Annotated in this window: 16 protein-coding genes and 2 tRNA genes; 6 read left to right on the top strand and 12 right to left on the bottom strand. The window is 41.2% G+C overall.

Going from position 1 to position 13,313, the window contains the following annotated elements; translation table 11 throughout:
- Window positions 1–43: 43 nt before the first annotated feature.
- Genes ACVPPQ_RS08940 through ACVPPQ_RS08930 form a run of 3 tightly spaced genes read right to left on the bottom strand, consistent with a single transcriptional unit; the run spans window position 44 to window position 4,311 of the window.
- On the bottom strand, window positions 44–1,921 hold the full coding sequence (locus ACVPPQ_RS08940) for an ABC transporter ATP-binding protein (RefSeq protein ID WP_463494077.1): 1,878 nt from the start codon (window positions 1,919–1,921) through the stop codon (window positions 44–46).
- Window positions 1,921–3,651: an ABC transporter ATP-binding protein gene (locus tag ACVPPQ_RS08935; protein ID WP_413476634.1), complete on the bottom strand. Its 1,731-nt coding sequence runs from the start codon at window positions 3,649–3,651 to the stop codon at window positions 1,921–1,923. Before ACVPPQ_RS08935 ends, ACVPPQ_RS08940 begins: the two co-directional genes overlap by 1 nt.
- Window positions 3,652–3,672: 21 nt before the next feature.
- Window positions 3,673–4,311: a TetR/AcrR family transcriptional regulator gene (locus ACVPPQ_RS08930; RefSeq protein WP_463494076.1), complete on the bottom strand. Its 639-nt coding sequence runs from the start codon at window positions 4,309–4,311 to the stop codon at window positions 3,673–3,675.
- A 247-nt stretch (window positions 4,312–4,558) separates the two neighbouring features.
- Here ACVPPQ_RS08930 and ACVPPQ_RS08925 point away from each other — a divergent pair, with 247 nt between their 5' ends.
- Complete coding sequence (locus ACVPPQ_RS08925) at window positions 4,559–5,473, top strand: Abi family protein (RefSeq protein WP_463494075.1); 915 nt, start codon at window positions 4,559–4,561, stop codon at window positions 5,471–5,473.
- Window positions 5,474–5,642: 169 nt separating this feature from the next.
- Here ACVPPQ_RS08925 and ACVPPQ_RS08920 read toward each other — a convergent pair whose 3' ends face one another.
- On the bottom strand, window positions 5,643–5,843 hold the full coding sequence (locus ACVPPQ_RS08920; protein WP_025083187.1) for a cold-shock protein: 201 nt from the start codon (window positions 5,841–5,843) through the stop codon (window positions 5,643–5,645).
- Between the two features lie 249 nt (window positions 5,844–6,092).
- On the opposite strand from ACVPPQ_RS08920, the gene ACVPPQ_RS08915 reads away from it, so the two are divergent.
- Together ACVPPQ_RS08915 and ACVPPQ_RS08910 are read left to right on the top strand one after the other, a co-directional pair.
- Window positions 6,093–6,734, top strand: a complete 642-nt coding sequence (locus ACVPPQ_RS08915; protein WP_463494074.1) for a lysostaphin resistance A-like protein — start codon at window positions 6,093–6,095, stop codon at window positions 6,732–6,734.
- Between the two features lie 21 nt (window positions 6,735–6,755).
- Window positions 6,756–7,076 (top strand): hypothetical protein, encoded by a 321-nt coding sequence (locus ACVPPQ_RS08910; protein ID WP_463494073.1) that lies wholly within the window; start codon window positions 6,756–6,758, stop codon window positions 7,074–7,076.
- Window positions 7,077–7,251: 175 nt separating this feature from the next.
- Here the strand turns inward: ACVPPQ_RS08910 and ACVPPQ_RS08905 are convergent, their stop codons facing one another.
- The 7 genes from ACVPPQ_RS08905 to ACVPPQ_RS08875 form a co-directional block, all read right to left on the bottom strand.
- On the bottom strand, window positions 7,252–7,944 hold the full coding sequence (locus ACVPPQ_RS08905; protein WP_025083184.1) for a YoaK family protein: 693 nt from the start codon (window positions 7,942–7,944) through the stop codon (window positions 7,252–7,254).
- Between the two features lie 90 nt (window positions 7,945–8,034).
- Window positions 8,035–8,457, bottom strand: coding sequence for a methylglyoxal synthase (gene mgsA / locus ACVPPQ_RS08900; RefSeq protein WP_025083183.1), 423 nt, complete (start codon window positions 8,455–8,457; stop codon window positions 8,035–8,037).
- Window positions 8,458–8,607: 150 nt separating this feature from the next.
- Complete coding sequence (apf, locus tag ACVPPQ_RS08895; RefSeq protein ID WP_463494072.1) at window positions 8,608–9,246, bottom strand: aggregation-promoting factor; 639 nt, start codon at window positions 9,244–9,246, stop codon at window positions 8,608–8,610.
- A gap of 346 nt (window positions 9,247–9,592) precedes the next feature.
- Window positions 9,593–10,003: a cupin domain-containing protein gene (locus tag ACVPPQ_RS08890; RefSeq protein ID WP_463494071.1), complete on the bottom strand. Its 411-nt coding sequence runs from the start codon at window positions 10,001–10,003 to the stop codon at window positions 9,593–9,595.
- 44 nt (window positions 10,004–10,047) lie between these two features.
- Window positions 10,048–10,791, bottom strand: coding sequence for an SDR family oxidoreductase (locus tag ACVPPQ_RS08885; protein ID WP_025083180.1), 744 nt, complete (start codon window positions 10,789–10,791; stop codon window positions 10,048–10,050).
- Between the two features lie 125 nt (window positions 10,792–10,916).
- Complete coding sequence (locus ACVPPQ_RS08880; RefSeq protein WP_025083179.1) at window positions 10,917–11,243, bottom strand: MazG nucleotide pyrophosphohydrolase domain-containing protein; 327 nt, start codon at window positions 11,241–11,243, stop codon at window positions 10,917–10,919.
- Between the two features lie 50 nt (window positions 11,244–11,293).
- Window positions 11,294–11,366: transfer RNA gene (locus ACVPPQ_RS08875), tRNA-Gln, on the bottom strand.
- A 106-nt stretch (window positions 11,367–11,472) separates the two neighbouring features.
- Between ACVPPQ_RS08875 and ACVPPQ_RS08870 the strand changes: the two genes are divergently transcribed.
- From ACVPPQ_RS08870 to ACVPPQ_RS08860, 3 genes are all read left to right on the top strand, one after another.
- Window positions 11,473–11,727 carry a hypothetical protein gene (locus ACVPPQ_RS08870; RefSeq protein WP_025083178.1) on the top strand — a complete coding sequence of 85 codons (255 nt, stop codon included), beginning with the start codon at window positions 11,473–11,475 and terminating at the stop codon, window positions 11,725–11,727.
- Between the two features lie 72 nt (window positions 11,728–11,799).
- A tRNA-Glu gene (locus ACVPPQ_RS08865) sits at window positions 11,800–11,872 on the top strand.
- A 311-nt stretch (window positions 11,873–12,183) separates the two neighbouring features.
- Window positions 12,184–12,807: a GyrI-like domain-containing protein gene (locus ACVPPQ_RS08860; RefSeq protein ID WP_463494070.1), complete on the top strand. Its 624-nt coding sequence runs from the start codon at window positions 12,184–12,186 to the stop codon at window positions 12,805–12,807.
- Between the two features lie 213 nt (window positions 12,808–13,020).
- Here the strand turns inward: ACVPPQ_RS08860 and ACVPPQ_RS08855 are convergent, their stop codons facing one another.
- Window positions 13,021–13,296 (bottom strand): hypothetical protein, encoded by a 276-nt coding sequence (locus tag ACVPPQ_RS08855; protein WP_463494068.1) that lies wholly within the window; start codon window positions 13,294–13,296, stop codon window positions 13,021–13,023.
- Between the last annotated feature and the right edge of the window lie 17 nt (window positions 13,297–13,313).

The raw sequence follows: 13,313 nt of genomic DNA, 5'->3' as shown, positions 1-13,313 counted from the left end.
AAAAAACAGCGTTGCGTTGCCGCGCGGCTGTTTTCCTTAAAAATTAGATTTTAACATTCCCTGAGAACTGACTGTTATAAAGATCAGCGTAGAACCCATTTTGACCCATTAAATCATCATGTGTCCCAGTTTCCATAATCGAACCGTGATTCATCACAATGATGTTGTCGGCATCGCGAATCGTTGATAAACGATGGGCGACTACGAAACTCGTCCGGTTAGCCAAAAGGCGTTCCATTGCGTGCTGAATATGAATTTCAGTCCGTGTATCGACGGAACTAGTGGCTTCATCCAAAATTAAAATTTCAGGATTAGCCACAAACGCCCGCGCAATCGTCAATAATTGACGTTGACCTTGTGAGATATTCGATGCTTCTTCGTTCAAGATTGTTTGATAACCATCTGGTAATTGACGGACAAAACTATCGACATGGGCCGCTTCAGCAGCGGCTAAAATCGCTTCGTCTGACGCCGTTTCATTACCATACTTCAAGTTATCCCAAATCGTCCCCGTGAATAACCAAGTATCTTGTAAGACCATCGCAAAATGACTGCGTAATTCATCGCGACTCATATCGCGCGTATCGACGCCGTCTAACTTGATTGAACCGCCACTAACGTCGTAGAAGCGTTCTAACAAGTTAATAATCGTTGTTTTACCCGCACCAGTTGGGCCGACAATCGCGATCATTTGACCCGGTTTGACTTTTAAGTTGTAATCTTGCATCAAAATTTCTTTGCCTTGATAACCGAATTCAACGTGTTCTAATTCTAATTTATTCACATCATCTTGAACAGCTGGTACACCGGATGGTTCGTCCGTCATATCGGCTTCATCTAAGACTTCAAAAACCCGTTCAGCTGAGGCGATTGTGGATTGAATCGTGTTGGCTAAATTGGCTAATTGAGAAATCGGTTGCGAGAATTGTTGCGTATATTGCATGAACGCTTGCATATCCCCTAACGTGACTTGACCGTTGGAAACGCGAATCCCACCGATAATGGCGACAAAGACGTAACCTAAGTTATTGACAAAGGTCATCGCTGGCATGATAATCCCAGAAATAAATTGGGCTTTCCAAGCCGCTTTGTAGAGTTGTTCATTTTGTTCTTCAAACATATCAATCGTAACTTGTTCGCGATTAAACGTTTTTAAAACAACTTGGCCTGAGAAATTTTCTTCAATTTGGTTATTCAATAGCCCCAGACTCTTTTGTTGCGCGGCAAAGAATTTTTGCGATTTGGGCGCAATAATGCCGACAACGATTAAACTAAACGGAATCGTCACCAAGGCAATCAAGGTTAATTGCCAACTAATCGTCAACATCATCCATAAGACGCCGATAAACGTCACCGCACTTGTCACCATTTGGGTTAAACTTTGTTGTAACGTACTAGCGATATTATCCATATCGTTAATCGCACGACTCATGATATCCCCGTTTGAATGGGTATCATAATAGTTAATTGGCACCCGTTGCATTTTATCTTTTAATTCTTTACGTAATTCATAGACCGTTTGTTGTGAAATCCGGGTCATGATGAATTGTTGTAAGAAACTGAAAAGCGCTGAAGCGAGATACATCAGAATGACGGTCATGATAATTTGTTTAATCTTATCAAAATCGATTGGGAGTTGATCCATTGAAATGCCAGCTTTTTGCATGGCACTCCCTTTCATGACCCCTTTAAAAATTTCAGTCGTTGCTTCCCCTAAAACTTTAGGCGTTCTAATTTGGAAAACAACTGAGATGATTGCTAAGGCTAAAACAATCACTAAGCCGATCACTCGACTCGACATGTAAGTTAATAAACGTTTCGTTGTGCCCCAGAAATTCTTAGGCTTTTCAACGAGCCCGCCCGGACCGTGTCCACCTGGGCCACGACCACCGGGCCGCATTGGTTGTTGTTTAGCTGCCATTAGTCTTCATCTCCTTCTCTGATTTGTGAATTAATAATTTCTTGATAAGTGGTATTAGTGGCTTTTAATTCAGTATGTGAACCCTTGCCGACCATTTGACCTTCATCCAAGACGATAATCGTATCAGCATCGGCCACGGTTGAAACCCGTTGACCGACAATCACAACGACACTCTTTTGGATTTCTGGATCTTGTTTAAGGGCTTTTCGTAAATTAGCATCCGTTTTAAAATCTAAGGCTGAGAAGGAATCATCAAAGACATAGATTGACGCGCGTTTAACTAATGCACGCGCAATCGCTAACCGTTGACGTTGCCCACCGGAGAAGTTACCCCCACCTTGTTCAACGTAACTGTCTAAACCATCCGGTAATTCGCTGACAAAATCGTCAGATTGAGCAATTTTTAAAGCGTGCCAAATCTGATCATCAGTGGCATCTGGATTGCCGTATTGCATATTTTCCCGAATCGTCCCGGTAAATAAATTCGCTTTTTGAGGCACGAAAGCGACTTGTTGATGAATATCGTGCAACGTAACGTCTTTGACGTTTAAGCCATCAACCACCACATCACCCGATTCAACATCGTAGAAACGTGGAATCAAATTGACCAACGTCGTTTTACCAGAACCCGTCCCACCAATCACGGCGACCGTTTGACCGGCCGTCATTTTGAAATCAATCTTTTCCAGCGCTAAATGTTCCGCATTTTGATAACGGAAATTCACTTGATTAAAGGCTAAATTAGCGGGTTCATCCTTAAAATCAGCCGGTTGGTCTGGATTGACAATGGGTGTTTCTAAATCTAGGACTTCATTAATCCGGACTGCTGAAGCTTGCGCCCGTGGAATGAAAACAAAGACCATTGATAACATCATGAAACTCATCAAAATTTGCATCGCGTAAGTCATGAACGCTAATAGATTCCCAACTTGCATCGCTTGGTTGGCGATCAAGTGACCACCCATCCAAGTGATGGCGATGTTGGTGCCGCTCATGATTAGCGTCATAATCGGTGCCATGACGGCCATAATACTGTAGACCTTCTTGGCATTATGCGTGTAATCATCATTGGCATCGTCGAACCGGTCTTGTTCAAATCGATCACGTCGGAAAGCCCGAATTACCCGTACACCCGTTAAACCTTCTCGGAACACTAAGTTAATTCGATCGGTTTTTTCTTGCATCGCTTTAAAAAGCGGTACGGCAAAATACATCACAATCCCGATGAACAACGCCATGATTGGTAACACCACGACGAAAATCGAGGTTAACTGCGCATCTTTTTGATACGCTAGGAAACTAGCCCCAATTAACATAATCGGTGCCATGATCATCATTCGTAAGAACATCATCGCTACGTTTTGAATTTGGACCACATCATTGGTTGTCCGTGTAATCAACGAAGAGGTCCCAACTTGATCCATTTCATCATGTGAGAAATTAATGACTTTACGATAAATATCAGAACGTAATTTTTGACCCAGACTTTGAGACGTCTTAGCGGCTAAAAAAACATTCGCAATCGCTGCAATGATACTAACTAATGAATATCCCAGCATTTTAAAACCGGTCTGCCAAATATAATCAATATCCCCTTTGGCAATCCCGTTATTGACAATATCTGATGTTAAATTGGGTAAATACAGGTTACTGACGACTTGAATAATCATGAAGATTATCGCGCCTAGCACCGCCCAAGTGGACATGCGACTCTTTGCAAGTTTAATCATGCGTACTACGCCTTCTTCCTGTTATTTCCGTGCACTGGCACCATTTTCAAGCCAATCAGCCACTAGATTAAAGCGGTGTTCAACTTGTTCAATGGTCAGTGCTTGTTCCGTATCTTGGTGCATGTAATATGAAGCAATGCCTTGAAAAACATTATTCATTAATTGATGGAATAGAATCTCCATTTCTTCAGGTTGATCACGATCAAACTTTAATAAACTGTAATCAATGTGCTCAACCAAAAAGGTGAGTCCTTCCGAATGATGACTATGTTTCAATTCTGGCGACATTTTTCGCCGATCTTTATAATCGGTGTGCAAAAATAAATGCTTATAAAAAGGCGCATCTTTCCCATTAATAATTTCTTCGGCCATCGCTTTAAAGAAAATCCGCATCGCCGCAAATAAATCCCCATCGGCCCTTAAAATGGCCGTCTTCAAGTCTTGTTTAGAACTATCCCGCATTTTATTCAGATCATAAAAGAAAATATCTGCCTTATCTTCAAAATACTGATAAAAGCTCCCCCGCGGAATCCCGGCCGCCTTAATAATATTGCTGACCGAGGCTTCGTTAAACGGTACGCGCGAAAATTCAGCGTGCGCTGCAACTAATAAGCGTTGTTGTTTTTCTGCTGGTAACCGAAAAAATGTCTTTTTGGGCATTAAAATGCTCCTTTCTAACGTTAATGACAACTCGTCACTTTTATGACGCTTTGTCATTGTATTACACTTTTAATGAATTATCAAGTCCCGGCCATCCTTGATTTAGCACGGTTTCAACTGGCACCGCTACCATGTCATAATGATTCACCATCACAAACTACCAATATTACTTTGACCCCGCGACTATCTCGCTGTAAAATTGGTTAAATAACAAAGCTTTCTAAAACTAACTAAAGGATCTGATTTTTTGACCAATCAATCTTTAAAACCGATGCTCAACTCAACTGAATTAATTGCGCACATGCTCAGTAAAGGGATCACCTTCGAAGCCATCTCGCAAACCGAAGCCACTACGATTCTCAATAAAGTTAACTATTATTTCAAAGTGACCGCTTATCGCAGTAATTTCCCGAAAAATACGGCGGGCCAATACGAAAACCTTGATTTTGCCTACTTGATTGATTTAGCGTCAATCGATATGCAACTACGCGACTACCTCCTAAACCTCTCATTAGACATCGAACACGGTTTAAAAGTCATGCTGTTAAATCTGATTGCCAACGATCCAGCTGAAGATGGTTACCAAATTGTCCAGGATTTTAAAGTCAATCATCAATCCGCTTATAATCAAACGTTAACGTATCTCCGTAAAAACCGCTATTCGCAAGATTTGTATACGAAGCACCGCGACCACCTCGCTATCTGGACCTTTCTAGAGATTGCAACCTTTGGTACCCTATCGATGTTTGTTGATTTCTATTTAGAACGCACTCAAACCAAATCTGTTCGAAAAGTCCACACCTATTTAAAATACAGCAAGAATATTCGCAATGCTTGCGCCCACAGTAATCCATTATTAATTAATCTTTTCTCAGAGAAAGAATTTTTACGTTATCCCTCGAGCGCCGTCCAACTCGCGGCTCATCAAATGGCAATCCCCACTAACCGCCTATCAGATTTAAAAATCAACGATCTCGTCTCCTTATTTTATCTTCACCAATTATTGCAAAGTCCCAAAATGAGCGGCCATCGTTACCAAGAAGGCCTCGATTTAATCAAGCGCTACCACCGCCATGAAGACTGGTACGCTCACAATTTAAAACTAACCACATTTTTCAACCTTTTTGGGCAACTGGTTGAATACCTAACGGTTAAAGCGTAAACTAGACATTAAGGAAATAACGGTTCGACCGTTAGCTGGCCAAGGTACTGCCAAACGCTAGTTATTGCACAGAAAGAGGCACCCAATCTTAATTTTAAGAATTGGGTGCCTCTTTTTTGACTATCATTTAAAGCAATAAAAAAACCCCGCTAGGCGGGGTCTAAAAGTCTTATAGTTTAACGATGTTTGTTGCTTGAGGACCGCGGTCGCTGTCTTCTACATCATATGAAACTGCTTGGCCTTCATCTAATGATTTGTAGCCTTCGCCTTGGATAGCTGAGAAATGAGCAAATACGTCTTTGCCGTCTTCACCAGTGATAAAACCAAAACCTTTGTCTGCATTAAACCATTTTACTGTACCGTTGTTCATGTTGTTTCCTCCTGTTACATATCAAAGTATGTATATTTATTATTGTCGCAAAAAATTATTAATAGGTAACAGAGGAATGATTATTCAAAACTCAAATTACGTCTCAAAATTGTTTACTTGATTAGTATAGCATATGATTTTCGGAATGGCAATCTTTCTCAAAACTTTTTTAAATTATTTTTTCGAGGAATCTCTCGGTTCTATTCCGATAGAATATGCTATGATGACTATTATACGGAGGTGTTGCCAATGATGCAACTCAAACGGCTATTCGGGTTGTTCGGTTTGATTCTATTACAACAACTACCCCTACTAATTGTCGGAATTTTTGTCACCTTACCTAAAGCTAATCGCACCCCACAGCTCGTGACATTAGTCGGTTGGCTGTTTCTCGGTTTAACAATCCTGATTACTTGGTTCATGTGGCGTCGCTATCAAGCCATTAAGGACCCGCGCTACGCGACCGGGATGACCACTCAAAAATGGTGGACAGTCTTAATCGCATTTGTGGCCATGGTCCTGATTAATAATCTGACGGTCCCGTTTATTCAACCCACTGGTAACGGTAATGTCGAAGCGCTGACCGACTTACTCCAGACACTTGGCCTCTATATGATTCCCTACATCGTCTTTCTAGGCCCGATTATGGAAGAACTATTATTCCGCGGCTTCTTAATGAATTGGTTTTTTACCAAACGACCCGTGTTCAGCATACTTAGCAGCGCCCTTTTATTTGGACTGATGCACGGGATAACAGATCCTATTTATTTTTTATCAAAAGCTTTATTAGGCCTCGTCCTAGCGATTGTCTATGTGCGCAACCAAAATATTAAAAGTACGATTACCTTGCACATTCTTAATAATTTAACGGCCGGCTTTACTATTTTTTAAATTCAGAAAGGAATTGATTAAATGTCTGCTTTAACCACGATTCTAACTTATATTCAAGACCATCCGGACCAAGTGACGGTTGAACCCTTCCAATATGCGAACGTCATTCGCTTTGGCATCAACGATCAAACTGAGCTACCAGAAATGGACAAATTATTTCCTGAAATGCGACTACACGTTAACCGCATCGATCCCGATTACGTCCAAAGCCATTATGACCTACTTGATTATTTTTACCGTCAAACAGAAGAGAAACAAAAAGACGGCTTCGAAGATGTTTGGATTACAACCTCCCATCTCAGCGACCGTCAACTCTTTTTAGTGGATCTTTCTTTTGAATAACCCGCAATTCAACCAAGTTAAAATTAGTTTATTAAAAACGTTAATCCTAACGCTCTTTCTGATGACAATGCGCTGGTTAATTCCACACCCAATCGTCATTATCGCCAGCTGGGTCAGCGCTTTTGTTTGTTTAATCTACTTTGGTATTTTACTGTGGCTTTACCATTATCGGTAATTACGCCATTTTCTTAGTTTCAACGATGACTTCTTCAGTGAAGTAGACTTGTAACCCGAAAAAGATGGTTAACATGGCCGCAGCAATCCAGGCTGTGCGCACGTTGAAAAATTTAACAAACAAACCTGAACTAATCGTCCCAACAAAGAAGCTACCAACAATCAGTCCAAAATACTGGGCTTTTTGTTGGTATTTTTTTTGCTTAGTTTCAAAATACAAATAAGTATTCTCAACTAATTTTTTATAATTACCGGTTGTAAACGTATTGGCATAGGGATAACCATTGACTGTCGCGTAACTTGAGTATTGAATGGCCATCGACATCGCTAAGATGGTCGTCACCAACATATTTGGCACACTCGTGGGTAAAAAGCCAACGACCACTAACGCGATAATTTGAATCGCCAACAGCCATAACCGCCAAACATTCAACCCATTCATATTGAAATGCCGTTTCGCAATTTGGACAATGATCGTCCCAATCGCAAACGCAATAATCGGTGAAATCTTCTCCGGTAGTTGTGACCATTGGCTCGTCGCAACATCTAACCCAATAAAGACAATATTACCAGTCTGGGCACTCGCGAAAACCCCACCGCGTAAGATGACACAGTAGGCGTCTAAAAAGCCACCAATGAAGGTTAAAAAAACCGCCGTGCCTAATCGATCATGAAAATAAATTTCTTTTTGCAAAATCAGCCCTCCGAATCAATACTTCCATTATACGCAAAAATCAACAGAATTCAAAAACGCCATCAACAATTTTGATGGCGTCTCTTGAAATTATAAATTAATCGGTGTATCAATTTGGTCATGAACGATTGTTCGGAAATCTAATAACCCGGTATCGAGGCCCCGTAATAAGACTTCCGCGGTGCCGATATTGGTCGCTAATGGGACTTCGTAAACATCCGACAACCGAATCAATGCGTTAACGTCTGGTTCGTGCGGTTGGGCCGCTAATGGATCTCTCAAGAAAATAACGAGATCAATTTTGTTTTCGGAAATTAACGCGCCAATCTGCTGATCACCACCAAGTGGCCCCGATTTAAACCGTTTAACGGATAAACCAGTCGCTTCAATAATTTTTTGCCCGGTTGTCCCGGTCGCAAACAATTCATGTTGCGCTAAGATTGGTTGGTACGCTGTGACTAATTTGATCATTAATGGCTTTTGACGATCATGGGCAATTAATGCAATTTTCATTCTAACGCCTCCCTATCATTTCATTCGTAAGGCTCAGCAATTGATTCTCTCTATAATAATCAGTGTACACTTTCTCTCAATCGTTGCCAATTAAAAAAGTCAGTCCCTCAAAATGAAGGGCTGACTTTGAAAAATCGGTATTCTTTAAGCTTAATACCAGCCGTTGCTTAACCAGAAGCTCTTGGCGGCGTCCCATGAACCATAACGGCTCGTGACGTATTGATCAGCGACCTTTTCTTGATTGGCAGCTGAATAGTCACCATTTAAATATGACGCTGATAATTGGTAACGGCCGATTAATTGACCATTGCTAGCTGTATATGAACCGCCGGATTCCTTTTGGGCAATCCATTCTTTAGATGAGTTCGTGGTTGCGGCAGTAGCGGGTGTCGTTGTTGAGGCTTGCGTTGTGGCAGCTGGTGTCACCGTTGCGGCTTGAACTGGTGTCGCTGTTTGTGTCGTTGCGACCGGTGTTGTTGTTTGGGCAACTGGCGCTTGAGTTGTCGTAGCGGCTGCTTGAGTCGTAGTTGAGGCCGTTGTATCCGCATCAATCGTTAGTTGTTCGCCAACGTAGATTAAGTTGATATTTGAGATACTGTTGTTCTTAGCGATTGAATCAACTAAGTCGTTGTTACCAGCGAATTTATTTGAGATTGATGATAAGGTATCACCAGTTGTAACGGTGTAAGTTGTGGCTGCACTTGCTTGACCGTTGCCTGCGAAGAGGATGCCAGCAGCTGTTGCGGCCGTTAATGTTGTACTAAATAAGATTGTTTTTAAAGGTGTCATGTATGATTGATCTCCTTGAATTTAAGTTTTGTGTTTCAACGTGTGACCAATATACCATCTAAATTCCCGTTGTAAATATCAAACAAGTAACAATTGATGACAAAATGGTAACAGTTTAACGGCAAATCCCGATCAATCTGTAATGAACAGCGCTTCATTGCCCGCCCTTATCCACTTTACCAATCAATAAATAACGCCCTATTATTTTAAGCAAAAAAATAAACGCTCTTAAAATTAATTAAGAGCGCTCTGTAATAACTTTGGGGGAGATATTACTTTTATAGTTTATCGCACGTTAACAAATTGCGCAAGAGCGATAATAAAATAACATTGTACGTTATACTATTCACTTACTCAACTGATTATAATCCTCATCAGAAACGGCTTCCAACCATTCTGGTGTGCCGGTCGTAATCGCCACGTGTGAAAACCAACTATCTTTAGTTGCCCCGTGCCAATGCTTAACCCCGTCATGCGTAACCACAACTGAACCCGGTGTCAATAATTGCGCCGGCTGTCCCGCTTCTTGATACCAACCTTGCCCACCCGTGACTAATAAAATTTGATAGCCAGCATGATGAATATGCCAATGATTCCGACAGCCGGGTTCAAACGTGACGTTGCCCACACCAACGTTGATTGCTGGATCATTCACCAACCCTTGTAAATAACTTTGCCCCGTAAAAAAGGCCGCATATGCCTCATTTTTGGGACCCATTTCAAAAATACCATTTTGCACTGTTTCTTGATTAGTCATCTGATTACCAGCCTTCATTTAATGATTAGTTTTAACGTGCTTCTTTAGACTTGTTTTGTTGGATAGATTGTGAATTCGTTAACGTTGACGTCTTCTGGTTGATCGATTGCAAAATTAACGACCCGCGCAACCGCATCCGGTGTGATTCCGACCGCCGCGTAAAAGTCCGTCATATTTTGTTTAGCGGTTTGATCGGTAATCGTCGTCAATAATTCCGTATTGATGGCCGCCGGGTATAAACTAACCGTCCGAATATTAGTCCCTTCCTCGGCGCTCTCCATCCGAATCACTTCCATTAGATTCCGGACAGCAAACTTAGTGGCACCATAGACACCAGCGCCGGAAAAACTTTTGATCCCGGCAACTGACGACGTTGTAATAATCTGACCACTCTTTTGAGCAGTGAATTCCGGCATAATCGCAGCGACCCCATTCAACACACCGGTTAAATTAATGTCGATCATCTGTTGCCATTCAGTCGTATGCAACGCACTAATCGGTGACGTTGGCATAATCCCCGCATTATTAAATAACACATCGACCCGGCCAAATTCAGTTTTAGCCAACGCTACTAAGGCCTGCAAATCAGCTGCCTTAGTCACATCAGTTACCCGATAGACGGCTTGGCCCCCCGCAGCTTCAATAGTGTCAACCACAGCTTGTAACCGATCCGCCCGCCGAGCACCCAATACGACTCTAGCACCATTGGCGGCCAACAATTGGGCGCTAGCCGCGCCAATCCCTGAAGAAGCGCCCGTAATAATAATCACTTTATCTTTAATTGTCATTTGAAAAACTCCCTTGCTGTTAACTACAATCGCTAGATTACACCCTCGAGTGCACTATAAGGCAAGCTTCTTTTCAAAATAAAAAACGACTTTCCCAAATAAATTGAGAAAGTCGCTTGATTAAGCTATTTATTTTTAAAGCGTTCAGTCAGCTTGTGTTCACTATACTGGCTTAATTCACTCGGTTCAATTTGATATTTCGAACAGATAATTAATAACTGATCGAAACAGTCCGCTAATTCTTCTTTTAAATTATCGTATTTGGCATCCGTCGATTGAACCACTTCGCCCGGATGGTCCCGCCCTAACTCGATTGTCCGAATCGCGCGTGATAATTCACCAACTTCTTCAGATAAGAAATTCAGCCGAATCAGCGGTGAATATTGATACCAATCACGCTGTGTATAAAATTGCGTCAACCACGCTTGATGTGTTTCTAAATGATTAGCCATCGAATTCACTCCATAAAAAAAGCCTACCGCAGTAGACTCCTCGAATTTAGTTGGGTATATAGGGATCGAACCTATAAATTACGGATTCAGAGTCCGGTGCCTTACCAGTTTGGCGAATACCCAATGTTATTTATCACGGATATTATGATACCGCTGATTGGAACCCTTGTCAATTCTATTTTTTAACAAAATCGCCAAAAAGGACTATACTATAGAAGGAGGCGGTTAAATGATGGATAAAACAGCAATCGAGAAATTGTTTCAAGGTAAAGTATTATCGCATGACCAGCAGTCCGTTTTAATTGAATTAGCTGATTCCCGCAAAGAATTATCAATCTCAATCGAAGAAGATGTTTTAGCGTTAATTGAAAAACATCAAGATTATGCGCTCAATATCATTAAGAACCTAAAGAAAAAGTCGAATCAGAAAATTACTAAAGAACACATTAATATTAATCATCGGAATTATAAAATATTTATCTAAGCATCAGTTTGTCTTAATTAAAGATTGACAGCGCAAGCTTTATTCGATAATATATTAATTGTTACAAAACCTTGCCCGTTGGTCAAATTGGTTAAGACGTCGCCCTCTCAAGGCGGAGTTACGGGTTCGATCCCCGTACGGGTGATATTTAAAACATCCCAGAAGATAGAAAAGCTGTTAAACTAAGGTTTAACGGCTTTTTTGTTGCCTTAAAACAGCCTAGAAAACAGATGCATTTTGACTTTATTTTGACCTAAATCGGTAAATTTTAACGATTTTGTACCCTATAAGGGATAAATCGCTGTTATACCAACGCTATTAGAATTGGTTTGCTAAAGTCGTCAATTGGCTTATAATTGAGCTAGTGAATCATCATGACTTTTAAGGAATACATCCACCACTCCCACTTACTGTAAAATCTCAATCATTATTTTTGATTATCAAAGGAGTTTTCCAATGGAAAAAGCAAACTGGCGTCAAACAGAAAAAGAAATCTACCCACTGAAAAAGGCAACCTCGATCACGACCTTACCACCACAAAGTTTCATCACTATCAGCGGACAAGGTAATCCGAACGGTCCAGAATTCGCACAAAAAATCACGGCACTTTATCCCATTGCCTACAAGATTCGCATGGCACCGAAGAAGGGAATCGAATTCCCAGGTGCCTTTGATTACACGGTCTACCCACTTGAAGGCTTCTGGTCATTAGCGGGCGGACACCGTGATGGCCCATTGGATAAAGATTATTTACAATACAAAATAATGATCAAACAGCCAAGTTTCGTTGACGAATCAGTTTTCAACCGAGCAGTTGAGCTGGCGCATGACAAAGTAGCACCGGAATTATTAGCGCAAGTTAAATTTGAAACCTTTGACGAAGGTGATGTTGCCATGATCATGCATATCGGTTCATTTGATGATGAACCAGCTAGCTTTGCAAAGTTAGAGACGTTCATCGACGCATCCGGCTATCAACGTACTTTAAAAGAACACAAGGAAATTTACATCTCAGATTTTCGCCGTGTACCTGAAGCAAAACGGAAAACAATTTTACGAGTCAGCGTTGAGAAGAAATAAAATAAACCATCAGGATCGTCTTCAAAAGAAAATCCTGATGGTAATTTTAATATTGAACCAGCTAAGCACCCATCAAAAGTGTTTTACACATTATCTTCTATAAATACTGTCATATCAACTTTAAACACAAAAGCCCTGCCAAGGAATTCCCTGGCAGGGCTTTTGGTAGGAAATCACATCACCCTTACTAAAATATCGATTCCTAACCACTCGTTATCTCATCGCCACATTCTGTCCGCCAACTTTTAAGCAGCCGCATTCAGACATTGTGGCGATTTGGGTATCCAATTGGACCATCACGTCGTGGATCACCCGTAGATTGGCGCTTGGATCATGTCGACAGATAAATAGCGGTAAATCATTGCGCAGATAATAATAGCTCATCGAATCAACGCAGCCAACATCGGTCTTCTGTAATGTAACCTGTCCGATTTCATCCAGGGTGATTGAATATTGTTGATTAATCTGGATTGGTTCAAATTTAGTCATTTTGATTATTCTCCTTG

The sequence above is a fragment of the Latilactobacillus parafuchuensis genome (genome assembly GCF_055271665.1).
The sequence above is the reverse complement of the archived record's forward strand: the minus strand, read 5'-3'. Positions and strand labels throughout refer to the sequence as shown.